We start from the raw sequence: 21,132 nt of genomic DNA, 5'->3' as shown, positions 1-21,132 counted from the left end.
TTGCCACCAGGGCAGTAAGTACCTACGGTGGAAAGCAACCGCTTGCATGGTTGGCGAGTATTCGTCGTCAGCGATTCAGGCACTGCCTCGTCGAATCCCTACCGGGATCTGGGGAGGTCCGACTCAACGAAGAGGAGGCACGTTGCTCATGAAAAGACGTTCTGTAGGCCTGGTCGCGGTTGCCGCGATTTCGGGTCTCCTAATTGCCGGTTGCTCATCCAGCGATGACCCGGAAACGACTCCAAGCGCGGACGGCGGCGCGACCAGTGATGGCGGAGGCGCCACGATGGCGGCCGGTTGTGAAGACTACGGCGACTACGGCACCTTTGATGGTGCGGCCGTCGAGTTGTACGGGACCATCTCGGGCGTTGAGGCGGAGCAGCTCACCGAGTCGCTCGTGCCCTTCGAGGAATGCACCGGCGTGGCCGTCACGTATAACGGCTCAGATGAGTTTGAGACCGAGATCAACATTCGCGTCGAGGGTGGAAATGCCCCTGACCTGGCGATCATTCCGCAACCAGGATTGTTGCAGCGCGTGGTCGGTACGGGTGCGGTTGTTCCCGCGCCCGATGCTGTGTCCGCAAACGTCGACGAGTTCTGGTCACCTGACTGGAAGAACTACGGCACTGTGGGCACGACGTTCTACGCGTCGCCGCTGATGGCTTCGGTCAAAGGGTGGGTCTGGTACTCACCCACGGAGTTCGCCGAGAATGGTTACGAGGTTCCCACGACGTGGGACGAGCTGATGGACCTCACGGCGACCATGGCGGACAACGGTGGCCCTGGCCCCAACTACAAGCCCTGGTGCATCGGCTTTGAATCCGGCACCGCAACCGGCTGGTCGGGTACGGACTGGATTGAGGACCTCGTCCTTCGCCAGGCAGGACCCGATGCCTACGATGCGTGGGTCGCGGGAGACCTCGACTTCACGTCACCTGAGATTACCCAAGCCTTCGAGTCCTTTGGCGACGTCGCGCTCAACGCCGACTACGTCAACGGAGGACTGGGAGACTCGGCTTCGATCGTCGACACCGCGTTCCAAGAAGCGGGACTCGAGATCCTCAACGGATCCTGCTCGCTTCACCACCAGGCGTCGTTCTACGAGGCCCAGTGGCCGGAGGGCACCACCGTTGCCGAGGATGGTGACATTTGGGCCTTCCTGACGCCGAACGTGAATGCCGACGACCCAGCAGCCGTTACCGGCGGTGGCGAGTTCGTCGCAGCATTCAACGACAAGCCCGAGACGGTCGCTCTGCAGACCTTCCTTTCCTCGGACACGTGGGCGAATGAGCGAGTCTCCATCGGTGGAGTCATCTCTGCCAACAAGGGCCTCGATCCCGCCAACGCTTCCAGCCCCATCGGACAGGCATCGATTGAAATCCTCCAGGGAGAAGACACGATCTTCCGCTTCGACGCATCGGACCTGATGCCCGCAGTGGTGGGAGCGTCCTCGTTCTGGACCGGGATGAATGACTATGTCAGTGGTACCCCGCTGAACACGGTCCTCACGGATATCGAAAACTCCTGGCCCTGATCCATCCGCGGTAAGTAGCTGCCTGTGCCCCGTACCAAGTGCGGGGCACAGGCGGCCTTGCCTGACGTGACGAAAGGAGTCGGCAATGGTGCCGATGGAGATGCAGATCGCCGCATCGAGAGTGTTGCCGACCTCCGGTCTCGGGGCGGATTTTTGGGCTACCCAGGGGCAGAACCTGCTGATGGCAGGCATCGCGATCGTCGTGTTTATCGCGATCGTGTTGCTGATCATGTACGGCGCGGACCTGGTCAAGGGCCGTGGGCGCGACAAAGTCACGCTGATTGTGTTGATCGCTCCAGTGCTGTTGCTCCTCGGGATCGGCCTGGTCTATCCCGCCCTGAGTACCACCTGGCTGTCGTTCAACGACGTCTCCAACGAGGCTGACCCTGACACCGGCATCTACACGACTGTCATGCAGTTCGTCGGTCTCGACAACTACCGCTTTGCCTTCACCGATCCGTCGACGCTCCGAACCGTCATCAATACCTTCGTCTGGATGGTCTTGGTGCCGCTGCTTTCCACCGGATTCGGGCTCGCCTACGCAGTGTTCATTGACCGCGCGAAGGGCGAGAAGGTCCTGAAGTCCCTGGTGTTCATGCCGATGGCGATCTCGCTCGTGGGCGCCTCGGTCATCTGGGGCAACATCATGTACGACTACAACCAGGTCGGCGAGCAGACGGGAATGCTCAACGCGCTACGCAGCCTGGTGGGTCTAGAGCCGTACAACTTCTTGACAGACAATCCCTGGAATACGTTCTGGCTGATCATTATCTTGGTCTGGATTCAGACTGGATTTGCCATGGTGATTCTGTCGGCCGCGATCAAGGGTGTGCCGGTCGAGATGAACGAGGCCGCGTCGCTGGACGGCGCCAATGCGTGGCAGCGATTCTGGTCCATCACCATTCCGTCGATCCGCAGCACCATCGTGGTGGTGCTGACAACTATCACCATCATGGCGCTGAAGGTTTACGACATCGTCCGTACCGTCACGCAGGGACGCGACGGCACCGACGTGGTCGCCAACCGCATGTATGTACTCAGCTTTGTTGAGGGTCGTGAGCCACTCGGTGCGGCGCTCGCTGTGATCCTCTTCGTGTTCGTCATCCCGATCGTGATCTACAACGTGCGATCCCTCAACAAGGTGAAGGAGAATCACTGATGAGTGTCACGATGCCTCCCCAGCGACCGGTCGAGGACGACAACCCCAAGAAGGGCGGAACCAGAGTCTCTCGCGGCAATGCCGCCGCACGGAAGGCCAAAGAGCGCCTCACCTCTCCGTGGGCCACCGCGGCGGCCATGATCATCGCCATGCTGTGGACTATTCCTACGGTGGCGTTGTTCATGACGTCACTCGTACCTGGCAGCCGTTACCGCACCGATGCGTGGTGGACGGTGATGGCCGATGGTGACCTAACGTTCGGCAACTTCAACCAGGTGTTGTTTGACTCCTTTGGCGACAACTCAACCGCTCCGCCGCTTCTTGAGTATGTCTTCAACTCGATCGTTGTCACTGTGCCGGCGGTGGTCTTCCCGCTCGTCCTCGGAATGATGGCGGCCTACGCCTTTGCGTGGATCCCATTCCGGGGTTCGGCCTTCCTGTTCGTTCTCATCTTCGCGTTGCAAGTGGTCCCCTTGCAGTTGGCGCTGATCCCGTTGCTGAAGCTGCTCGGCCCGGAGAACCTAGGGCTAGCGGGCCAGTTCTCTGGCGTATGGATAGCGCATACGATCTTCGCGCTCCCGCTCGCGGTGTTCCTGCTGCACAACTTTGTGTCGCACATTCCGCGTGAGGTGCTTGAGGCCGCTCGAGTGGACGGCGCGAGCCACACGCAGATCTTCTTCAGGATCATCATCCCGCTCTCTTTACCGGCGATCGCGTCCCTCGCGATCTTCCAGTTCCTGTGGGTATGGAATGACCTGCTCGTCTCCGCAGTGTTTGGGTCCGCAGACACGTATCCGCTGACGTATCCGATCTCCAATCTGGCCGGCGACTACGGTCAGTACGCCTACCTGGTTCCGCCCGCAGCGTTCATCTCGATGATCATCCCGTTGATCGTGTTCTTCAGCCTGCAGCGGTACTTCGTCAGGGGCCTTCTGGCGGGTTCGAGTAAGGGATAAGGGCGGAGCCACCACTCGGAAGGCACTGGTGTCATTCGCTGTGGTGCCGCCCGGTTCGTCGCTTGGAGGCGCACCGCCTAGACTTAACCCCGTGAGTGACGCACCCACCCCCGACCAGGCCAAGGCAGTCCCCTCAAACGAGGAATTGCGACGCACTGCCGTACCTGCGGCGATCCGCCACGCCCCCCGAGTTGGCCGCATGATCGGCACGGGTGTCGGCATTGGAGTCGTGCTCGGAATCGTGCTTGGAGCGGTGCTGCCCAACTCGACCGGCGCGGGCCGTGGCATCGTCATGGTGCTGTTGAGTCTGGGATTCGCGGTCATCGGCGGTCTCTTCGCCGGCGTCATCGCGACGCGCCTCGACAAGCCCCTCAAAAACCAGGCCGACGGCCCGCTGTTCCCGCAGGATGCCATCGTCACGGAGAAGGTGGCCACGCGAGAAGCTGCGGCCGATGCCGTGGCTGGCTCCGATGCATCGGCCGACGACGTCGAGCGCGCCGTAGGCGACGATGCGACCGCAGACACAGACCTCTCTATTCCAGAGTCCCCACCCAAAGAACGCCCGAATGGAGACCCCACCTGATGCCTCGCGGTGACGGACGCCTGAACCACGACCTCCTGCCCGGCGAGAAGGGCCCGCAGGACGCGTGTGGCGTCTTTGGCGTCTACGGACCCGGCGAAGAGGTATCCAAGCTCACGTATTTTGGGCTCTACGCGCTGCAGCACCGCGGCCAAGAGTCAGCGGGAATCGCGACAACGGACGGCGACAAGATCCTGGTCTTTAAGGACATGGGGTTGGTCTCGCAGGTCTTCGATGAAGGTGCGCTCGAGGCGCTCACCGGCCACATTGCAGTCGGCCACGCACGCTATTCGACCACCGGGGCCTCCACGTGGGCGAACGCACAGCCCACGCTCGGGCCCACAGCGCACGGCACCGTCGCGCTGGGACACAACGGCAACCTGACCAACACGGCGCAGTTGCTTGAACTGCTGGGCGAGCGCCAAGGCGAAGCGGCGCGCAACAAACTCAGCGGCGGCAAGGCGACCGACACCGCGGTGGTCACGGCGTTGTTGGGCGACAAGAATCAGGGCACGCTCGCTGAGACTGCGCTGGAGCTGCTTCCCCAGATTGAGGGTGCGTTCTGCTTCGCGTTCATGGACGAGGACACGCTCTACGCGGCGCGCGATCGACACGGTGTGCGTCCCCTGCAGCTCGGCAAGCTTCCCTCGGGTGGTTGGGTCGTGGCGTCCGAGACGCCTGCGCTCGACATCGTCGGTGCAGCCTTTGAGCGCGAGGTCGAGCCAGGCGAGTTGCTGGTGATCAACGCCGATGGCGTGCAGTCGTTCCGATTCGCGGAGGCTACGCCCCGTGGATGCATCTTTGAGTACGTCTACCTCGCCCGCCCGGACACCACCATCAACGGCCGGTCCATCAACGCGGCGCGACTCGAGATGGGCCGGGCGCTAGCGCGCGAACATCAGGTCGAGGCGGACCTGGTCATTCCCGTGCCCGAATCTGGCACCCCGGCCGCCGTGGGCTACGCCCAAGAGTCGGGCATCCCCTTCGCGCAGGGCCTGATGAAGAACGCGTATGTAGGCCGGACGTTCATCCAGCCATCGCAAACCCTGCGCCAGCTGGGCATTCGCCTCAAACTTAACCCGCTGCGCGAGGTCATTGAGGGCAAGCGCCTGATCGTGGTCGACGACACCATCGTGCGCGGCAACACCCAGCGCGCCATCATCGCGATGCTCCGTGAAGCGGGTGCCGCCGAGGTTCACGTGCGCATCTCCGCGCCGCCCGTGCAGTGGCCGTGCTTCTTTGGCATTGACTTCCCTACGCGCGGTGAGCTCGCTGCCGTCGAGCACAGTCTCGAGGAACTGCGGGAGCAAATTGGCGCGGATACCTTGGGGTACATCTCGCTAGACAGCATGGTCGCCGCAACCCAGCAGGCCGAGGATCGGCTGTGCACCGCGTGCTTCACCGGCGACTACAGCATCGACCCGCCCGTGGACGCCCGCCACTTGCTCATGGTTCAAAAGGAAGAGGTAGCTCGATGACCGCCGACGGAATTACGTACGCCGATGCCGGTGTCGACACTCACGCTGGCGACAAGGCCGTCGAGCTCATGAAGGGTGCCGTAGCCAAGACTCACGGCCCCGAGGTGCTCGGAGGCGTGGGAGCCTTCGCCGGACTGTTCGACGCCTCTGCCCTGAAGTCGTACAAGCGCCCGTTGCTGGCCTCGTCCACCGATGGCGTGGGCACCAAGATCGTGATCGCCCAGCAGATGAACGTGCACGACACCATCGGCCAGGACCTGGTGGCTATGGTGGTCGACGACATTGTGGTGTGCGGCGCAAAGCCCCTGGTCATGACCGACTACATCGCGTGCGGGAAGGTAGTGCCGGAGCGCATCGCGGACATTGTGCGCGGCATCGCGGAAGGCTGCCAGATGGCTGGCACCGCGCTGGTCGGCGGCGAGACGGCAGAGCACCCGGGCGTGATGGGCGCGGACGACTACGACGTGGCCGGCGCGGCCATCGGCGTGGTTGAGGCGGACGCACTGCTGGGCCCCGAGAAGGTAGCCGCGGGTGACGTCGTGGTGGCCATGGCGGCCTCTGGTCTGCACTCGAACGGCTACTCGCTGGTGCGCTCGGTTGTAAAGCACGCCGGCTGGACGCTCGACCAGGACATCCCCGAGCTGGGACGGCGACTAGGGGAGGAGCTCCTGGAGCCCACCCGGATTTACGCGCAGCTCTGCGTCGACATGGCGGCCGCCCACGCTGGCTTGCACGCCTTCAGTCACGTCACCGGCGGGGGCCTGGCGGCCAACGTGGCCCGCATCATTCCGCGCGGCCTCGCTGCGACGGTGGCGCGCGACGCCTGGGATCTGCCCGCGATCTTCGCGCTGGTGCAGTCCGCTGGCAAGGTGCCATGGAACGACCTGGAGTCGACGCTGAACATGGGAGTGGGCATGGTGGCAATCGTGGCCGCCGAGGACGCGGACGCTCTCATCGCGCAGTCCGCAGCTGCCGGTGTTCCCGCTTGGGTGCTCGGCGAGGTCCTCCCAGAGGACGGGCGCGTTGGCGGCCCCGACGTTATTCAGGGCGCCAAGGGCGTCGACGGCGGATCGGTCTACCTGAGCGGGGCCTACCGGGCCTAGCGGCACCTTGGCCGGGCGACGACCTCGATAGGCGCGGGGAACCGAACCGCGCAGACTCCACTCCAGTCAGAACTGGAATTCCTGTCGGCACGTACTCAGCAGGAGTAATCAAAGTCGGAGCGACTAGCTCCGGACAGGAACTCAGTCCTCGTCGTTGGCCCAGCGGGCGTAGGGGTCGTTATCTTCCTCGGCGGCTACCTCGACCTTGGCGGGTCGCACAGCATCGCTGTGAATCAACTCGCGTTCGAGGTCGCGCAAGTCAGCACCATGCGGCGTGTACTTCAGCTCGCGTGCAATCTTTGCGTCTTTGGCCTTCTGACGACCGCGTCCCATGTCGCCGTCCCTTCCACCTTCGCGGACTGCGCTGTGCGCGCTCGCCCTACGGTTGAGTCCTAAACCCGTACTTTACAACGCCCACGGCCCCCAATGCGACTCCCGGCAATTCGACTATTTAGGAAATCTTGCCGAAACCGCGTCATAGCCCGGGCCTTGACCCGTCTCAATACGTGTGAAGCCCATCAAGGGCAACGACTGATTGAGGGACAAAATGATGGCAGAAACGATCCAGGAGCCGGAGAAGCTCCTGACGCCCAGCGAGGTTGCCGCGATTTTCCGCGTTGATCCGAAGACCGTGACGCGCTGGGCCAAGGTCGGCAAACTCTCCTCGATTCGCACGCTGGGCGGTCACCGCCGCTTCCGTGAGGCCGAGGTGCAGCAGTTACTCGCCGACGCCCAGGAGCAGCGCCACCTGGCTTAAGTTTTGACTACGCACGACCATTAGTCGCAGCCCCCGTCCAACGCTGGACGGGGGCTGCTTTGCGTCTCGACCTCACCATCGGCCGATGCTGCGGCGGCCCCAGCATTCAGGTGCCACTTCACCCCCCGATGGCTCGCACATCGCCGCCCTCGAGCGGCCCGCTCGGGCGTACGCTTGCGGCATGCCCCTCCCGCTCGTCGCCGCTGAGTACGACACGCCCTTTGGCGAGCTCGCGGTGCTGGTGTCGCCGGAGGACGGCGTGGTGCGGTCTGCGGGCTTCCACACGGCAGCGGACATGGCACTGCGTGTGTCTCTGCGACAGTTGTCTCGCGGCTGGGCGCCGGGGGAGCTGCCTCACATCGACGCGGCGGTCGAGGCCTGGCTCTCCGGCGATGGCTCCCTTCTGCGCGGCATCGATGTCCAGCAGGACGGTGGCCCGTTCTTCCAGGAGGTATGGGAGACCATGCGGGACGTCCCCAGCGGCGAGACCATCTCGTATCAGGAGCTCGCGGAAGCCGCCGGTCGCCCTCGCGCCATGCGTGCCGCCGGCACTGCGTGCGCACGCAACAACATCGCCCTGTTCATCCCGTGCCACCGCGTGATCAAGTCGGGCGGCGCTCTGGGTAACTACGGTTTTGGTGGGGTGGAGATGAAGGCCGGCATGATCGCCCTTGAGCAGCGGGCCAGCCCTCAGGAAGACGATGCCGCCCCACTGCGCGCCGTAGCGGAGCCTTCCGTATGACGGGCGTAGGTGACGCGCCACTACGCGCCTGGTTGCCCGCCTTCCTCGTGGTTTCCCTCGCGTGGGGTTCCTCGTTTCTTTTCATCGCCATTGCGCTGCGCGAGTTCACTCCTGTGCAAGTGGGCTTTGGGCGCGTGGCAATCGGGGCCGTGGTGCTGTTGGGGATGGTGGCGTGGACCAAGAACTGGCCCCACCTGTCCTGGAAGAACGTGGGCGCGATTGCCATCGTTGCGGTGTTCATGTCCGGCATCCCGCTGGTGTTGATCCCCATGGCCGAGCAGCAGATCACCTCCACCCTCGCCAGTTTGCTGAACGCAAGCACCCCGCTGTGGACCGCGCTGTTTGTCGCGCTGCTGATCCCGGCGGAGAAGGTCAATCGTCTGCAGCTGACGGGCCTGGTGATTGGCGCCCTAGGGATCGCCGTCCTGCTCGGCGCGTGGAACGTCCACTCGTTCCCCCTGCTGGGCGCCGGACTGATGCTGGGGGCGACGGCCTGCTACGGCATCGGCGGAACGCTTTCGCGTGTGCTCCTGAACCGTGTCCAAGAGTCCAACGTCACACTCGCGGCTACCCAAATTGGGCTGTCGGCGCTGATGCTCGCCCCATTCGTCCTGGTGAGCCCCGCCCCGGCTCCTTCGGCCTTTGAGCTGAGTTCGGGTGCCATGTGGGCGCTGATCGCGCTGGGAGTCCTGGGCACATCCTTTGCCTACGTGCTGTTCTGGCGAGTGGTGAAGGTAGCCGGGGCGACCACGGCGGCATCGGTCACCTATGTGGTGCCAGTCGTCGCGACGTTCCTGGGGGTGGTGGTCCTTGGCGACCACCTGCCCTGGTACGAGCTTGCAGGCGCCGGCATCGTCTTTGTGGGGGTAGCCCTCGCCGGACGCAAGAAGGGGCCCGTAATGGTCGCTGAGGAGGGCCTGGCGGCGCAGCCAGCAATTGCCGGCGCATCTCAGATCGAGGAATTGCCCGAACTCGGGGAAGAAGCGTCCGAGGATGCTCGCGTGGCGGAGAGCCCCCGCGAGACCTAGCCCAAGGCTAGAACGGCATCGAGTTCTTGATGTTGTTGATGGCGCGCTCGGGCTTGATGTCCTTGTTCTTCTTGACCTTGTAGCCGCCCCAGATGCCCAGGATCAGCACGATCACCAGGATCAGGCCAGCCACAATCAGCGCCGATGCCCACACGGGTAGTGCCGTGGAGAGGCCAGCGACGGCGGCCGTCAGCAGGAGCAGGAGCAGGAAGAATCCGAAGACCGCGGCGCCCACGAGCATGCCGATGCCCTTGCCCAGCTCGGCCGCCTTGTACTTCAGCTCGATCTTGGCGATCTCAATCTCGGTCTTAATCGTGGAGATCCAGTTGCCGAAGAACGCGGACACGACCGAGTTCACAAACGCTTTACCGATGTTGTTGTCGGACATGGTTCCTCCTTGATGGCGTGCCTCTAGTACACAGGTCATCGGCACCCAATAGCAAACGCTCAAGTGCCAGCGATGTTAGTTTGCACGTTTTTTGCGGCCGATGCGACGGCTGGCTAGGTATTCAACCCAGCCACAGCATCGGGCGGCGAAGGAGTTCGGGGAAACGAAACAGCCCCGCTGCGGGAGCGGGGCTGGGATTCGTTGATGTGGCTGGTGGCTCCGACGGGCGTCGATCCCGTGACCTCACGATTTTCAGTCGTGCGCTCTACCAACTGAGCTACAGAGCCAGGCGTGAGATACGGCGTCGGCGAGAAGCCGTACCCCACTGAGACGAATGCCCCTTCCTAAGAAGGGGCATTCAACCCGCGACCCTGACGGGACTTGAACCCGCGACCTCCGCCGTGACAGGGCGGCGCGCTAACCAACTGCGCTACAGGGCCTTGCGATCCCTAGTTTCCTAGAGGAACGTATGAAGTTTAGACCATATCTGGCCTCCACTAGTACCCCCAACGGGATTCGAACCCGTGCTACCGCCGTGAAAGGGCGGCGTCCTAGGCCGCTAGACGATGGGGGCCCGTTCGCGATTCCCCTTGTGAGGGCACCGTGGACCTCCAAATGATACGGGTTAGCGAGTCCAATATCCAACTCGGGCCGCGCGTGCTTCCGCGTGAGCGTGGGTACGTCACAATGGAGGCATGGTCGAGATGTCACGCGAGGAGTTTGAGGACGCAGTGCGCGACGGGCTGGACCTCATCCCAGACGACCTCACCGCATTGATTGACGACGTGGTGATTCTGGTTGAGGATCAGACGCCGCCCGGTCGCCCCAACCTGCTCGGCCTCTACACGGGAGTTGCTCGCACGCGCCGCGGAAACGACTGGGGCGTGGGTCAGGTGCCGGATCGCATCATCATCTACCGCAGCTCAATTCAGCGCCTATCCCGCACCCCCGAGGAGGTCCGCAAGCGAGTGGCCAAGACCGTGGTGCACGAGGTCGGCCACCACTTTGGGATCAACGACGCGCGGCTACGCGAACTGGGCTACTGAACCGTGACAGTCGAGATGTCCCGTGAGGACTTCGAGTCCGCGGTAGACGACGCGCTCGACGGGATCCCCGAGGATTTGATCGCGTTGGTCGACAACGTGGTGATCCTGATCGAGGACGACGCCCCGGCCGGCGAGCCCGACCTGCTAGGCCTCTACGACGGCGTGGCACTCACCGAGCGCGGCTCCGACTGGGGCATGGGCGAGCTTCCTGACCGCATTTTCATCTACATGAATCCCACGCTGCGCTTCTGCGACGACGCGGACCATGTGCGCGAGGAAGTCACCGTCACCGTGGTGCACGAGATCGCGCACCACTTTGGCATCGACGACGCGCGCCTGCACGAGTTGGGCTGGGGCTAGCGGACTCTCGCCGGCCGATGCCGGGGCCAGCTGGTATCGCGGCCAGCTGGTGTGACGCCGGTGGCTAGTCCTCGGGCTCGTCCTCCAGGGTCCAGCCCTGGCGCTGTAGATCGAACACGAACTTCTGGACGACTGCCGTCGACTCGGCGTCGTTCTCGCACTCCTCGTACTGCATGCGCGCGGGCACGTCGGGACGAGCCGTATCGGAGGTGGCGACAACGAGTGTGGCGTCGTTGTTCTCGAGGCTGAACACCTTCACCTCGGTGCCCTTGGTCATGCTGAACGGTTCCATGGTTTCAGGCTAGCGCCAGCGGTAGGCCCTGCCCACCGCCGCGTCCCAGAACTGCGAGCCCAGGAAGTGGCGCGCATAGACCACCACGCGCCCCGACACGGTGTTGAGATAGCGGTGGCGAGGGTGGCGGGCCTCCACGGCCTTGACGTAGGTCTTGGCGCCGTATTCGGCGCTTGCGGCGGCCTTGCCGTAGGCACCTGAGAAGACCTGGCCATTGGCGACCTCGAGTTCGGCGTAGGGCGAATCCATGTCGATGCCGACGCCCATCCCTGCGGTGGTGTCGAATTCCGTCTTGATGGCGCCAGGCTCGATGATCACCACGTCAATGCCAAACGGCCGCACTTCCATGCGCAGCGCGTCTGAGAGCGACTCCACCGCGTACTTGGTCGAGTGGTACCAGCCGTTCACCGGCAGCGTCATCCGCCCGCCCATGGAGCCGACATTGATGATGCGCCCGGAGCCCTTGGCGCGCATGGCCGGCAACACCAACTGGCACATCTGGGTCAACCCAAAGACATTGGTCTCGTACTGCGCGCGCGCCTTGTCGACCGGCACGGTCTCGATGGGGCCGGGCTGCGAGTATCCCGCGTTGTTGATGAGCGTGCCCACGGCGCCGTGGGCAGACTCGACGGCAGCCACGGCCGCGCGCATCGACTCGAGGTCCGTGACGTCCAGCGCGAGCACGTGTGCGCCCTTGGCCTTGAGTTCCGCGAGGGTCTCCGGACGTCGTGCAGTGGCGTAGACGGTGTGGCCGCGCTCCAGGAGGGCGCGCGCTGCCTCGCGGCCCATGCCGGAGGAGCAACCAGTGATCAGAATGGGGTCAGTCATGTTTCGAGCGTAGCCGCGGAGCCGATGCTTGGGTTCCGGATGGTGCCCAGGATTGGGTGTGAGTGGGTGCGGCAATAGACTTGCCAGGTTCGTTGCGCCCGTGCGGATCTATGTGGAGGAGTTTCAGTGCACCACCCCAAGCACCCCGAGATTCAGCTCGACGCAGCGCACCCGGTCCGCAGCGCGCGCACGTTGATGCGCCCTCACCGCAAGAACTTCGCCCTCGCCGCCGGGGTCTTTGTGCTCAAGGACAGCCCGCTGTGGCTGCTGCCCGTCGTGACGGCCGCCGTCGTTGACACGGTTGTGGACGGCGGGCCGATGCGCAAACTTGGCTTCCTCGCGATCGCCGCCGCGATCCTGCTGGGGCAGAACTACCCGTTCCACATGCTCTTCATCCGTCTGTTCATGGGTGCGAGCCGGCAAATCGGCGCGGACCTGCGCAATGCCCTCATTGCCCGTCTCCAGGTGCTGTCTATTGGCTTCCATTCCCGAGCATCGGCCGCCGTGGTGCAGACCAAGCTAGTGCGCGACGTGGAAAACGTGGAGCTCGCCTTCTTGCAGGTAGGGGCACCGGCCCTGAGTGCGACGACGGTGTTTGTGGGTGCCGTGGTCATCACGGCCATCCAGGTGCCCCAGTTCCTGCCGGTGTATGCGCTCGCGGTGCCCTTCGGTGCGGGGTTGTGGTGGATGGTGCGCCGCTCAAGCGCGCGTCGCAACGAGGAGTTCCGCCGTGAGGTCGAGGTGTTCTCCTCACGTGTGGGCGAGATGGCCACTCTGCTGCCCATCACGCGCGCGCACGGTCTCGAGCACGTGGCCGCCGAGCGCGTCGCTCACGGTGCCGAGAACGTCCGTTCTGCGGGCTTGCGTCTGGACATCCTCAACGGGCGTTTCGGTGCCCTCAGCTGGGTGTCGCTGCAGATGCTCACGGTGTTCTGCCTGATCGGCGCCGCTGCCGCGTCCATCTCTGGGCTGATCGGCATCTCCGCGGGCCAGGTAGTGCTGCTGTCCACGTATTTCTCGCTACTCACCGGTGCGGTGACGGCGCTGCTGTCACTGGTGCCGATCTCCGCCAAGGGTGGCGAGTCGCTCAAGTCGATCGCCGGAGTGTTGCAGGAGCCCGACCTCGAATTCAACGAGGGCAAGGCCCGCGTCGAATCGGTGGAGGGGGACCTCAACGTAGAGAACGTCACGTACCAGTACCCCGGCGCCAGCGAGCCGGCCATCCATGGCCTCAATCTCCACGTCAAGACGGGTGAGACGGTGGCGCTCGTGGGATCGTCCGGCTCCGGAAAGTCGACCCTGCTGAACCTGGTGCTGGGCTTCCTGCGCCCCACCGACGGCCGCATGCTGCTGGATGGCGTAGACATGGAGACGATGGACCTACGCACCGCCAGGCGCTTCCTCTCCGTGGTGCCCCAAGAGTCCGTGATGTTCGAGGGCTCGATCCTCGACAACGTCACCTACGGTCTGGGTGAGGTCCCGGAGTCCGTGGTGTGGGACGCGCTGACCAGCGCCAACGCACGGGACTTTGTCGACGAACTCCCCGAGGGCATTCACACCATGGTGGGGGACCGCGGGGCTCGATTGTCCGGCGGCCAGCGTCAGCGCCTGTCAATCGCCCGCGCTCTTATCCGCGACCCCCGCATCCTGCTACTCGACGAGGCCACCAGCGCGCTCGACACGGAGTCCGAGCAGAAAATCCAGGGCGCGCTCGCGAACCTGGTGGCAGACCGCACCACACTGGTGGTTGCGCACCGGCTATCGACCATCCGCGCCGCCGACCGCATCGTGGTGATGGAGAGGGGCCGGATTGTGGAGGTGGGCTCGCACGACGAGCTGCTGGCAGCTGAGGGACGCTACGCCACGTTGCACCGCATGCAAACCCGCTAGGTGCCTGCCCTCCTACGATGTTCGCATGAGACACAACTTCAGTTCGGGCGGTCCCTTCGAGGCCGAGTACGGCTACTCCCGGGCGGTGCGCGTCGGTAATCAGGTGTGGGTATCGGGCTCGTGTGCCCGTGGCGACGCCGTCGATGGTGACGCCTACGTCCAGTCAGTCGATGCCCTGAGGGTCATCGCAGGGTCGCTCGCTGAGGCCGGGGCGTCGCTTGCGGACGTGGTGCGGACGGTCACCTATGTGACCGACATTGCGGACATGCCGCTGGTCGCCCGCGCGCACCGCGAGGCGTTCGGCGAGGTGCTGCCCGCCGCGACCATCGTTGAGGTGAGTGCGTTCGCGGATGCCCGCTACAAGGTGGAGATTCAGGTCGACGCGGTGGTCGACGGGTTGGAGTAACCACCGCGTGAACGCAGGGCGTCGTGGTGGTGGATTTTCAACCACTACGTGAACGCAGGAAACTGAGCCACGCTGGGGTTGGGCTCTGACGAACCCGCCGGAGGTGCTAGCCCTTGGGGTGCGAGGCCCAGGCCGTCGCGACCATCTCGTGAACGTCGTGGCTGTTCTTCCACTCGATGTCATCCCCGGCGAGTTCGCCGGTGGCAACGATGCGCGCAGGGTCACCCGCGCGGCGGGGCTCGATACGGGGCTGGAAGTCGATCTCCGTGACCTCGCGCACCGCGTCCATGATCTCGCGCACCGACGTGCCAGCTCCCGAGCCCAGGTTGTAGACCGGGGCGAGCTCTCGGCCGGCCTCCATCATGCGGGCTGCGGCCACGTGAGAATGGGCAAGGTCGCTGACGTGTACGTAGTCGCGCACGCACGTGCCGTCGTCGGTCGCGTAGTCGTCGCCAAAGATTGCGGGGGTGTCTCCCGCGGTGAGCTTCGCAAAGACCAGCGGGAAGAGGTTATAGGGCGAGGCGTCGTAGATGTCCTCGAAGCCGGAGCCCACCACGTTGAAGTAACGCAGGCTGGTGGCGGTGAGCGGCGCATCGGAACCCGCCAGAGCGCGTACCTGGTCGCGGATCAGCCACTCGCCGATGAGTTTGGATTCGCCGTAGGGGGACTCGGGCGTGGTGGGGGTGTCCTCGGTGACGAGGTCCACCGACGGGGTGCCATAGACCCCTGCGGAGGAGGAGAACACCAGTCGTCCCGCACCCGCGGCGGCCATCGAGTCGAGCAGCACGCCCAGGCCCTCGACGTTCTGACGGTACGTGTGGACGGGGCGCTTGACGGACTCGCCCGCGTACTTGTAGCCCGCGCAGTGGATGACGCCTGTGACGCCGTGCTCACGCATGGCTTTGGTAACCGCTTCGCCATCCAGGATGCTGGCGCGCACCAGGGGTACGCCGTCCTCGACGAAGTCCGCGAAGCCGGTAGAGAGGTCGTCGAGCGCCACGGCGCTCATTCCGGCGCCGGTCAGCGCCCTGACGACGTGCGATCCGATATAGCCGGCTCCGCCGGTCACCATCCAAGTCATGCTTACATCCTTACCTAGATTTTCAACCACTACGTGAACGTCAGACCTGCGAGGCTCTCAAATTCAACCATTTCCTGAACGCTGGAGCGGTGGCGCTGGAGCGGTGACGCTGGAGCGGTGACGCTGGAGCGGTGATGGTGGGGTGTGCGCGCTGAGGTGATGGTGCTGGGGTGGTGGTGCTGGGAGCCGGTGCTGGGGTGTGCGCGCTGGGAGCCGGCGCTGGAGTGATGGTGCTGGAGTGTTCACAATCCGGGAGCGCCACCGGCCCAACTTTCCTGCGTTCAGGGAATGGTTGCTTTTTGACGGGTATCTCGTCCCATGTTCACGTGGTGGTTGATTCGGAGTCGTCCCGCCTCGCCCCGGAGGCCGCGTGAACGGTGAACGAGTGAGGCTCCGTGTAGCCCGCACCCGCGAAGGCGGCCGCGACCGCCGCGGAGATGGCGTCAACGTCTCCGTCGCGGACCAGGGCGACCATCGAACCGCCAAACCCACCACCGGTGAGCCGGGCACCGATCGCGCCGCTGGCCATCGCAGTGTCCACCGCCAGGTCCATCTCGGGCACCGAGATCTCGAAGTCGTCGCGCATCGAAGCGTGACCCGCACACAGCAAGTTGCCGATCGCAAGCGGTCCCTTAGTTCGCAGCGCCTCGACCGTATCGAGCACACGCTGGTTCTCGGTAACGATGTGGCGACAGCGGCGGAAGGTCTCGTCGTCGACGCGCTTCTGCAGTTCAGGTAGGTCGTCCACCGACAGTTCGCTGAGGAACTTGACGCCCATTGCCGCTGCGCCCTTCTCACACGAGGCGCGGCGCGAGGCATACCCGCCGGTCGCGTGAGCGTGTTCGACGCGGGTGTCGACAATCAGTAGCGCGAGGGCGTTCTCCTCGAGGTGCAGCGGCACGGTCTGGGCCTCCTCGGTCATGCAGTCCAGGAACACTGCGTGATCCTGCTCGCCCAGCATCGAGGCGGCCTGATCCATGATTCCCGTGGGGGCACCGACGGCGCTGTTCTCTGCGAGCCGACCCGCACGGGCAAGCTCCATTGGGGACCGGCCGAGACTCCACAAGTCGTTCAGGGCGACAGCGACGGAGCATTCGATCGCGGCAGAGGAGGACAGCCCCGCGCCGATCGGTACGTCTGAGTCGAGCTCGATGTTGAGACCCGTGACACTTGACAGGTCGGAGCCCATCTCGCCCAACGCCCACGCCACCCCAAGGACGTACGCGGACCAGCCCGACACGGCATCGGCGGCAAGTTCATCAATGCTCAACTCGATCGCTTCGCCATCACCCGCAGTCGACGTGACGCGCAGGATGCGATCCTCGCGTGGCGTGACCGTACACGTGGTGCGGCGGTCGATCGCGAGGGGAAGGACCAAGCCGCCGTTGTAGTCGGTGTGCTCGCCGATCAGGTTGACGCGGCCCGGGGCGGACCATACGCCCCCCTGGGCGAGGTGGGGTGTAGCGGGTTCAATGGCGGTCATCGGGCGTCCTTCTGGGGGATTGCGGTTAGCGACGGGGCGGCCGATGCATCGGCTCGGGCGATTGCTTCGCGCAAGTTCTGGGCGGCCACCTCGGGAGAGACGTCCGCGATCCAGGCACCCATGGCGGCCTCGGAGCCAGCAAGGAACTTGAGCTTGTCGGCCGCGCGGCGGGGGCTCGTGACCTGGGCCATCAGCCGGATGCCGTCGCCGCCCTCGAGCGGGGCCTGGTGCCACGCCCCGATGTACGGAGTCGGGGTGTCGTAGAGAGCGTCGACCCCGCGTAGGACGCGGGGGTAGAGCATTGCGAGCTCGTCGCGCTCCTCGAGCGAGGTGTGGGCGAAGTCGGGCACGTCGCGGTGGGGCAGGACGTGGATCTCGACGGGCCAGCGCGCGGCGAACGGCACAAAAGCAGTCCAGTACTCGCCTGCGATCAGCACGCGGTCGCCCTCACGCTCGCGGTCCAGGATGTCTGCCATTAGCGACTGGCCGTAGGCGGCGACGCTGGATTGCAGGCGCTGCGTGCGAGGGGTGACATACGGGTAGGAGTAGATCTGGCCGTGGGGGTGGTGCAGCGTGACGCCGATGGCCTCGCCCCGGTTCTCGAAAGGGAACACTTGCTTAACGGCAGGGATCTTGGATAGCTCCGAGGTGCGGTGCGCCCAGGCTTCGATGACGGTGCGAGCGCGCAGGTCTCCGAGCGATGCGAACGAACCATCGTGCTCGGGGGAGAAACACACCACCTCGCATCGACCCGCTGACTGTGCAGTGCGCTCGAGGCCAATCTCGGTGGAGAAGCCGGTGTCCTCGATGGTTGGTTGGGGGCCGAATGACGGCGAGCGGTTCTCGAAGACCGCGACGTCGTAGTTGTCGGGGACTTCCGAGGGGTTGGTGGGGGACTGCGGTGCCAGCGGGTCCAGGTGCGCGGGCGGCAGCATCACGCGATTCTGACGGGCTGCCGCGACTGAAATCCATTCGCCCGTGAGAGGGTCCTGGCGCGCCGTGGCCGTGGCGGGGCGCGGGTCGAGGGTGCGGGCGTCGGCTTTGCGGGCCTCCGGCAGCGTGGTGCCGCGGTCGTCGAAATAGATGATCTCGCGGCCATCAGCGAGGCGGTCGCGACTGACATGAATCGTCTCGTCGCGAGCTACTTCCTCGTTGCCTGGCTTCTTTGCCTCTGACCCGGAACTCATTGGTGCCCTTCATCGGAGACTGTGACCGTGCACAGTCCAATACTTCACCGCGTCGTGTCAACACGATGTTAACGTGAACAATAGCCGATGCTGGCACTTGCGGCAATTGTTGGAGCGGTCTGCGAGCAATGGAGCACACACCGCGACGCCAATGACGTAGACGCCGGTGGACCGTTGTGTTGGCGATACGACACCGCCAATGCGCATGCAGTCTTAAGGAAACTGGAGTCCGGTGATGCGCTTGAGTTCCTTCATCAGAGCCGCCCGAGCGGCAACATCCTGAGTAGCGGGGTTGGGCTCGAGTACTTCGCGGCGCTTGACGTATTGTCCCGAGGTTGTCGCGACCGCCTCGGTTGACGTCGCGAGCCACACCTGAGTCTCAGCGCCCTCGGACACGGGGTCCCACGCGTCGGGGCCGCCCAGCTGAGTCTTGATCCAGCCGGGGTCGACCACGTTGACAATCGACTCGGGGTGGCGCGCGGCGAGCTCAAAACCCAGCATCGAATCGTGCAACTTGGAGTCCGAGTACGCCTGCATGCTGTTCCATTCGCGGCCGGTCCACTGCAGGTCGTCCGCCACCCAATGACCGTCAGCTTCCAGCCCCGAGGTCAAGTAGATCATCCGTGGAGCGAGCGCCATCAAGCAGGTGAGAATGTATGGCGCCACCACGTTGATGTGGAAGACGCGCTCGAGGCCATCGGCGGTCTCGGTTCGGTCGCCGCTACCGCCGCCCACCCCTGCATTGTGAATGATGACGTCGTATGGACCGGCGGCCTCGGCCGCAGCGGCGAGTGCGCGGGTCGATTCCATGTTCGCCAGCTCGCCGGTGACGACGGCGCTCGCTCCGGGATTGGTGGCCCTCGCGGCACTGGCGCGGTCGGCGTCACGTGCGTGAAGGACGACCTCGTGCCCGGCTGCGAGGAGTTGGCGCGCGCACTCGGCGCCTATACCTTGGGCGGATCCTGTGATGAAGATGCGTGACATGCGAGGCCCTTCGGTTGAGGTTTGAGGGGGCGTCGAATCAATTCGACTTGCTTATTTGAGTCTACGTCCGCCCATGGTGCTCGCAAAAGTGACGATCGCTCCGCGCGTGGCCGCCTCCGAACCGTGCGGCCATCCTGACGCGAGGGCGACTGGTCGCCAGTTTGGGGTGAGATCCAGGCGCTGTTTGCCCTATTCTGAACGGAGTCCAGCGCGGCCAGATAGTTCCCCGCGCGCCCGAACGATGGAGAAGCCGAATGACAGTCGCCGATCAGCTAGTGAAGAACAACCGCGCGTATGCCGAATCCTTCACGCCGGACCTCCCTCTCCCCCCCAAGCTCAAGCTCGCCGTGGTGTCCTGCATGGACTCCCGCCTCGACACGTTCGCGATGCTCGGGCTCGACCTGGGTGACGCACACATCATCCGCAACGCCGGTGGCGTGGTGACGGACGACGTGATCCGATCCTTGGTCATCTCTCAGCGCAAGCTTGGAACTCGCGAAATTGTGCTCGTCCACCACACGGACTGCGGCGCGCTGACGTTCACCGATGACGAATTGCGCAACCAGCTACTCGACGAGACCGGGCTCAAGCCCACGTGGAGCCCAGAGAGCTTCCGTGATCTGGACGCGGACTTGCGCCAGTCCATTGAGCGCGTGCGCCGCAACCCCTTCCTGGTAGACGCCACGCAGGTGCGCGGATTTGTCTTTGACGTGCACTCGGGCGAACTGCGCGAGGTCACTTCGCCCTCCGCGTAGTGGGAACCCTGGTGAATGTCACCAGCGAGGCGTAACCTTAAAGTCAACTGTCGGCAAAGAAGTGAGCGGGTGACGAGCCCGCGCCAGTGTCCGGAGGTGTGACGATGTGGTGGAGTTTCTTCAAGGCCGTGCGCACGGGCCAATACAAGGTCGCGCCGATGACGTGGCTGGCTTTCGCCGGCACCATCGCCTATACGCTGTGGCCGATTGACTTCATTCCGGAGGCATTCCTGGGTCCGATCGGGCTTATCGATGATCTGGGATTGTGGGGAGTGATGCTGATGCTCGCGACCCGCGAGAAGCAGAAGTGGGAAGCACAGTTGGAGCGAGACGGCGTCATCATCGATGCAGAGTCGGTGCGCTGAGGCGCGTTCCCTCATCTAGCGGCGGCGTCGAGACCCCTTGCCGTGGCGTGAGGCGCGTCCCTGTTTCCGACCAGCGTCGCCAGCGGCGAATTCGCATGGCACCCATCGATGCTCCGAAGAGAATGGCGTAGTTCCAGGCGAGGCCCGTCACGATGGCGGTGAATCCGAGCGCGGTGTCGAGGTAGTCGTACACGGCTGTTCCGCCGAGCAAGGACCGGAGCACCGCAATACAGACCCAGACCGTCGCATACGTCGTCAGCCACCAGACGTGACGCCAAGGCAGTGGTGTGCGTGACCCCACGAGCATGTGCTCGACGGCGGCGTAGAGCGGGGTCACCAGATGCGAGACGACCATCACGTAGATGAGTTGTGGTCCATCCTGGAGACCCAGCGGAGCAATCGCGATCCAGTAAATCGCACCGATGGCGACCAGATTGGCAGCCGTGAACGCCCGTGCGTATTCGAGCCAGCGTGGGCTGGCATCGCCGCGGCGCTGACGCTGCACGGCGTAGAACACGAGGGCCCCCCAGGTGGCCATCGCAATGACGTTGGCCTGAAAGGTGAAGTAGGTGGCGATCTCCAAGAATGATGAGGGCACCCGTCCAGACGTATCAGTCAGAGTGGCCAGCAACGCAGACGCGATGAGTCCCATCATGACGAGTCGGGAATACAGGAGTGCTTTGTTCACCGGCTCAGACTATGGGGTGGCGAGCGTGCCGTGGCTCGCGTA

24 protein-coding genes and 3 tRNA genes are annotated in these 21,132 nt (G+C 64.4%); 15 read left to right on the top strand and 12 right to left on the bottom strand.

Annotated features, from left to right (window positions below):
* Window positions 1–148 precede the first annotated feature (148 nt).
* The 6 genes from AOP73_RS02600 (at window position 149) to purM (ending at window position 6,810) form a co-directional block, all read left to right on the top strand.
* On the top strand, window positions 149–1,534 hold the full coding sequence (locus AOP73_RS02600) for an ABC transporter substrate-binding protein (protein WP_061963069.1): 1,386 nt from the start codon (window positions 149–151) through the stop codon (window positions 1,532–1,534).
* An 85-nt stretch (window positions 1,535–1,619) separates the two neighbouring features.
* Window positions 1,620–2,693, top strand: a complete 1,074-nt coding sequence (locus AOP73_RS02595; protein ID WP_369345509.1) for a carbohydrate ABC transporter permease — start codon at window positions 1,620–1,622, stop codon at window positions 2,691–2,693.
* The gene (locus AOP73_RS02590; protein WP_061963068.1) at window positions 2,693–3,649 is read left to right on the top strand and encodes a carbohydrate ABC transporter permease; all 957 of its coding nucleotides are present in this window, start codon (window positions 2,693–2,695) and stop codon (window positions 3,647–3,649) included. The genes AOP73_RS02595 and AOP73_RS02590 overlap by 1 nt, the downstream gene beginning before the upstream one ends.
* Window positions 3,650–3,740: 91 nt before the next feature.
* Window positions 3,741–4,232, top strand: coding sequence for an ATP synthase subunit c family protein (locus AOP73_RS02585; protein ID WP_061963067.1), 492 nt, complete (start codon window positions 3,741–3,743; stop codon window positions 4,230–4,232).
* Window positions 4,232–5,707 (top strand): amidophosphoribosyltransferase, encoded by a 1,476-nt coding sequence (gene purF, locus AOP73_RS02580; protein WP_061963066.1) that lies wholly within the window; start codon window positions 4,232–4,234, stop codon window positions 5,705–5,707. The genes AOP73_RS02585 and purF overlap by 1 nt, the downstream gene beginning before the upstream one ends.
* A complete protein-coding gene (gene purM, locus AOP73_RS02575; RefSeq protein WP_061963065.1) occupies window positions 5,704–6,810 on the top strand; it encodes a phosphoribosylformylglycinamidine cyclo-ligase in 1,107 nt (368 codons plus the stop codon). Before purF ends, purM begins: the two co-directional genes overlap by 4 nt.
* A gap of 141 nt (window positions 6,811–6,951) precedes the next feature.
* Here the strand turns inward: purM and AOP73_RS02570 are convergent, their stop codons facing one another.
* Entirely contained in the window at window positions 6,952–7,143 is a 192-nt protein-coding gene (locus tag AOP73_RS02570) for a DUF3073 family protein (protein WP_061963064.1), read from the bottom strand.
* 217 nt (window positions 7,144–7,360) lie between these two features.
* On the opposite strand from AOP73_RS02570, the gene AOP73_RS02565 reads away from it, so the two are divergent.
* From AOP73_RS02565 to AOP73_RS02555, 3 genes are all read left to right on the top strand, one after another.
* Entirely contained in the window at window positions 7,361–7,567 is a 207-nt protein-coding gene (locus AOP73_RS02565) for a BldC family transcriptional regulator (RefSeq protein ID WP_061964772.1), read from the top strand.
* Between the two features lie 181 nt (window positions 7,568–7,748).
* On the top strand, window positions 7,749–8,309 hold the full coding sequence (locus AOP73_RS02560) for a methylated-DNA--[protein]-cysteine S-methyltransferase (protein WP_061963063.1): 561 nt from the start codon (window positions 7,749–7,751) through the stop codon (window positions 8,307–8,309).
* On the top strand, window positions 8,306–9,337 hold the full coding sequence (locus tag AOP73_RS02555) for a DMT family transporter (protein WP_061963062.1): 1,032 nt from the start codon (window positions 8,306–8,308) through the stop codon (window positions 9,335–9,337). Before AOP73_RS02560 ends, AOP73_RS02555 begins: the two co-directional genes overlap by 4 nt.
* A 7-nt stretch (window positions 9,338–9,344) precedes the next feature.
* Here the strand turns inward: AOP73_RS02555 and AOP73_RS02550 are convergent, their stop codons facing one another.
* From AOP73_RS02550 to AOP73_RS02535, 4 genes are all read right to left on the bottom strand, one after another.
* Window positions 9,345–9,725: a phage holin family protein gene (locus tag AOP73_RS02550; protein ID WP_061963061.1), complete on the bottom strand. Its 381-nt coding sequence runs from the start codon at window positions 9,723–9,725 to the stop codon at window positions 9,345–9,347.
* A gap of 211 nt (window positions 9,726–9,936) precedes the next feature.
* A tRNA-Phe gene (locus AOP73_RS02545) sits at window positions 9,937–10,012 on the bottom strand.
* A 79-nt stretch (window positions 10,013–10,091) separates the two neighbouring features.
* Window positions 10,092–10,165, bottom strand: a tRNA-Asp gene (locus AOP73_RS02540).
* Between the two features lie 61 nt (window positions 10,166–10,226).
* Window positions 10,227–10,299: transfer RNA gene (locus tag AOP73_RS02535), tRNA-Glu, on the bottom strand.
* Between the two features lie 121 nt (window positions 10,300–10,420).
* On the opposite strand from AOP73_RS02535, the gene AOP73_RS02530 reads away from it, so the two are divergent.
* Both AOP73_RS02530 and AOP73_RS02525 read left to right on the top strand, forming a co-directional pair.
* The gene (locus AOP73_RS02530) at window positions 10,421–10,771 is read left to right on the top strand and encodes a metallopeptidase family protein (protein ID WP_061963060.1); all 351 of its coding nucleotides are present in this window, start codon (window positions 10,421–10,423) and stop codon (window positions 10,769–10,771) included.
* Between the two features lie 15 nt (window positions 10,772–10,786).
* A complete protein-coding gene (locus tag AOP73_RS02525; RefSeq protein ID WP_061964770.1) occupies window positions 10,787–11,131 on the top strand; it encodes a metallopeptidase family protein in 345 nt (114 codons plus the stop codon).
* A 64-nt stretch (window positions 11,132–11,195) separates the two neighbouring features.
* Here AOP73_RS02525 and AOP73_RS02520 read toward each other — a convergent pair whose 3' ends face one another.
* Together AOP73_RS02520 and AOP73_RS02515 are read right to left on the bottom strand one after the other, a co-directional pair.
* Window positions 11,196–11,423 (bottom strand): hypothetical protein, encoded by a 228-nt coding sequence (locus AOP73_RS02520; protein ID WP_062210826.1) that lies wholly within the window; start codon window positions 11,421–11,423, stop codon window positions 11,196–11,198.
* 9 nt (window positions 11,424–11,432) lie between these two features.
* A complete protein-coding gene (locus AOP73_RS02515; RefSeq protein WP_061963058.1) occupies window positions 11,433–12,251 on the bottom strand; it encodes an SDR family NAD(P)-dependent oxidoreductase in 819 nt (272 codons plus the stop codon).
* A 126-nt stretch (window positions 12,252–12,377) separates the two neighbouring features.
* On the opposite strand from AOP73_RS02515, the gene AOP73_RS02510 reads away from it, so the two are divergent.
* Both AOP73_RS02510 and AOP73_RS02505 read left to right on the top strand, forming a co-directional pair.
* Window positions 12,378–14,141, top strand: coding sequence for an ABC transporter ATP-binding protein (locus AOP73_RS02510; RefSeq protein ID WP_061963057.1), 1,764 nt, complete (start codon window positions 12,378–12,380; stop codon window positions 14,139–14,141).
* Between the two features lie 25 nt (window positions 14,142–14,166).
* On the top strand, window positions 14,167–14,547 hold the full coding sequence (locus AOP73_RS02505; RefSeq protein WP_061963056.1) for a RidA family protein: 381 nt from the start codon (window positions 14,167–14,169) through the stop codon (window positions 14,545–14,547).
* 106 nt (window positions 14,548–14,653) lie between these two features.
* Here the strand turns inward: AOP73_RS02505 and galE are convergent, their stop codons facing one another.
* The 4 genes from galE to AOP73_RS02485 all read right to left on the bottom strand — a co-directional run bounded on the left by galE (window position 14,654) and on the right by AOP73_RS02485 (window position 19,282).
* Window positions 14,654–15,628 (bottom strand): UDP-glucose 4-epimerase GalE, encoded by a 975-nt coding sequence (gene galE, locus AOP73_RS02500; RefSeq protein ID WP_061963055.1) that lies wholly within the window; start codon window positions 15,626–15,628, stop codon window positions 14,654–14,656.
* Window positions 15,629–15,950: 322 nt separating this feature from the next.
* Complete coding sequence (galK, locus tag AOP73_RS02495) at window positions 15,951–17,111, bottom strand: galactokinase (RefSeq protein WP_061963054.1); 1,161 nt, start codon at window positions 17,109–17,111, stop codon at window positions 15,951–15,953.
* Window positions 17,108–18,298 (bottom strand): galactose-1-phosphate uridylyltransferase, encoded by a 1,191-nt coding sequence (gene galT / locus AOP73_RS02490; RefSeq protein ID WP_084626503.1) that lies wholly within the window; start codon window positions 18,296–18,298, stop codon window positions 17,108–17,110. Before galT ends, galK begins: the two co-directional genes overlap by 4 nt.
* A gap of 213 nt (window positions 18,299–18,511) precedes the next feature.
* Window positions 18,512–19,282, bottom strand: coding sequence for an SDR family NAD(P)-dependent oxidoreductase (locus AOP73_RS02485; RefSeq protein WP_061963053.1), 771 nt, complete (start codon window positions 19,280–19,282; stop codon window positions 18,512–18,514).
* Between the two features lie 254 nt (window positions 19,283–19,536).
* Here AOP73_RS02485 and AOP73_RS02480 point away from each other — a divergent pair, with 254 nt between their 5' ends.
* Both AOP73_RS02480 and AOP73_RS02475 read left to right on the top strand, forming a co-directional pair.
* Entirely contained in the window at window positions 19,537–20,037 is a 501-nt protein-coding gene (locus tag AOP73_RS02480; RefSeq protein ID WP_061963052.1) for a beta-class carbonic anhydrase, read from the top strand.
* A gap of 104 nt (window positions 20,038–20,141) precedes the next feature.
* On the top strand, window positions 20,142–20,402 hold the full coding sequence (locus tag AOP73_RS02475; protein WP_061963051.1) for a DUF1232 domain-containing protein: 261 nt from the start codon (window positions 20,142–20,144) through the stop codon (window positions 20,400–20,402).
* Here the strand turns inward: AOP73_RS02475 and AOP73_RS02470 are convergent.
* Complete coding sequence (locus AOP73_RS02470) at window positions 20,377–21,090, bottom strand: Pr6Pr family membrane protein (RefSeq protein WP_061963050.1); 714 nt, start codon at window positions 21,088–21,090, stop codon at window positions 20,377–20,379. The two genes, AOP73_RS02475 and AOP73_RS02470, sit on opposite strands and share 26 nt — an antisense overlap.
* Between the last annotated feature and the right edge of the window lie 42 nt (window positions 21,091–21,132).

This window comes from Demequina aurantiaca, from assembly GCF_000975135.1.
Taxonomy (GTDB): Bacteria; Actinomycetota; Actinomycetes; order Actinomycetales; family Demequinaceae; genus Demequina; species Demequina aurantiaca.
This window is presented reverse-complemented; position numbering and strand designations above follow the sequence as displayed.

What these genes read in the sequence shown, in the direction of transcription:
- AOP73_RS02600 (WP_061963069.1), top strand. Translation starts at nt 149, where the DNA reads ATGAAAAGACGTTCTGTAGGCCTGGTCGCGGTTGCCGCGATTTCGGGT.
- AOP73_RS02595 (WP_369345509.1), top strand. Translation starts at nt 1,620, where the DNA reads ATGGTGCCGATGGAGATGCAGATCGCCGCATCGAGAGTGTTGCCGACC.
- AOP73_RS02590 (WP_061963068.1), top strand. Translation starts at nt 2,693, where the DNA reads ATGAGTGTCACGATGCCTCCCCAGCGACCGGTCGAGGACGACAACCCC.
- purF (WP_061963066.1), top strand. Translation starts at nt 4,232, where the DNA reads ATGCCTCGCGGTGACGGACGCCTGAACCACGACCTCCTGCCCGGCGAG.
- purM (WP_061963065.1), top strand. Translation starts at nt 5,704, where the DNA reads ATGACCGCCGACGGAATTACGTACGCCGATGCCGGTGTCGACACTCAC.
- AOP73_RS02570 (WP_061963064.1), bottom strand. Translation starts at nt 7,143, where the DNA reads ATGGGACGCGGTCGTCAGAAGGCCAAAGACGCAAAGATTGCACGCGAG.
- AOP73_RS02565 (WP_061964772.1), top strand. Translation starts at nt 7,361, where the DNA reads ATGGCAGAAACGATCCAGGAGCCGGAGAAGCTCCTGACGCCCAGCGAG.
- AOP73_RS02560 (WP_061963063.1), top strand. Translation starts at nt 7,749, where the DNA reads ATGCCCCTCCCGCTCGTCGCCGCTGAGTACGACACGCCCTTTGGCGAG.
- AOP73_RS02555 (WP_061963062.1), top strand. Translation starts at nt 8,306, where the DNA reads ATGACGGGCGTAGGTGACGCGCCACTACGCGCCTGGTTGCCCGCCTTC.
- AOP73_RS02550 (WP_061963061.1), bottom strand. Translation starts at nt 9,725, where the DNA reads ATGTCCGACAACAACATCGGTAAAGCGTTTGTGAACTCGGTCGTGTCC.
- AOP73_RS02530 (WP_061963060.1), top strand. Translation starts at nt 10,421, where the DNA reads ATGGTCGAGATGTCACGCGAGGAGTTTGAGGACGCAGTGCGCGACGGG.
- AOP73_RS02525 (WP_061964770.1), top strand. Translation starts at nt 10,787, where the DNA reads ATGTCCCGTGAGGACTTCGAGTCCGCGGTAGACGACGCGCTCGACGGG.
- AOP73_RS02520 (WP_062210826.1), bottom strand. Translation starts at nt 11,423, where the DNA reads ATGGAACCGTTCAGCATGACCAAGGGCACCGAGGTGAAGGTGTTCAGC.
- AOP73_RS02515 (WP_061963058.1), bottom strand. Translation starts at nt 12,251, where the DNA reads ATGACTGACCCCATTCTGATCACTGGTTGCTCCTCCGGCATGGGCCGC.
- AOP73_RS02505 (WP_061963056.1), top strand. Translation starts at nt 14,167, where the DNA reads ATGAGACACAACTTCAGTTCGGGCGGTCCCTTCGAGGCCGAGTACGGC.
- galE (WP_061963055.1), bottom strand. Translation starts at nt 15,628, where the DNA reads ATGACTTGGATGGTGACCGGCGGAGCCGGCTATATCGGATCGCACGTC.
- galK (WP_061963054.1), bottom strand. Translation starts at nt 17,111, where the DNA reads ATGACCGCCATTGAACCCGCTACACCCCACCTCGCCCAGGGGGGCGTA.
- galT (WP_084626503.1), bottom strand. Translation starts at nt 18,298, where the DNA reads ATGAGTTCCGGGTCAGAGGCAAAGAAGCCAGGCAACGAGGAAGTAGCT.
- AOP73_RS02485 (WP_061963053.1), bottom strand. Translation starts at nt 19,282, where the DNA reads ATGTCACGCATCTTCATCACAGGATCCGCCCAAGGTATAGGCGCCGAG.
- AOP73_RS02480 (WP_061963052.1), top strand. Translation starts at nt 19,537, where the DNA reads ATGACAGTCGCCGATCAGCTAGTGAAGAACAACCGCGCGTATGCCGAA.
- AOP73_RS02475 (WP_061963051.1), top strand. Translation starts at nt 20,142, where the DNA reads ATGTGGTGGAGTTTCTTCAAGGCCGTGCGCACGGGCCAATACAAGGTC.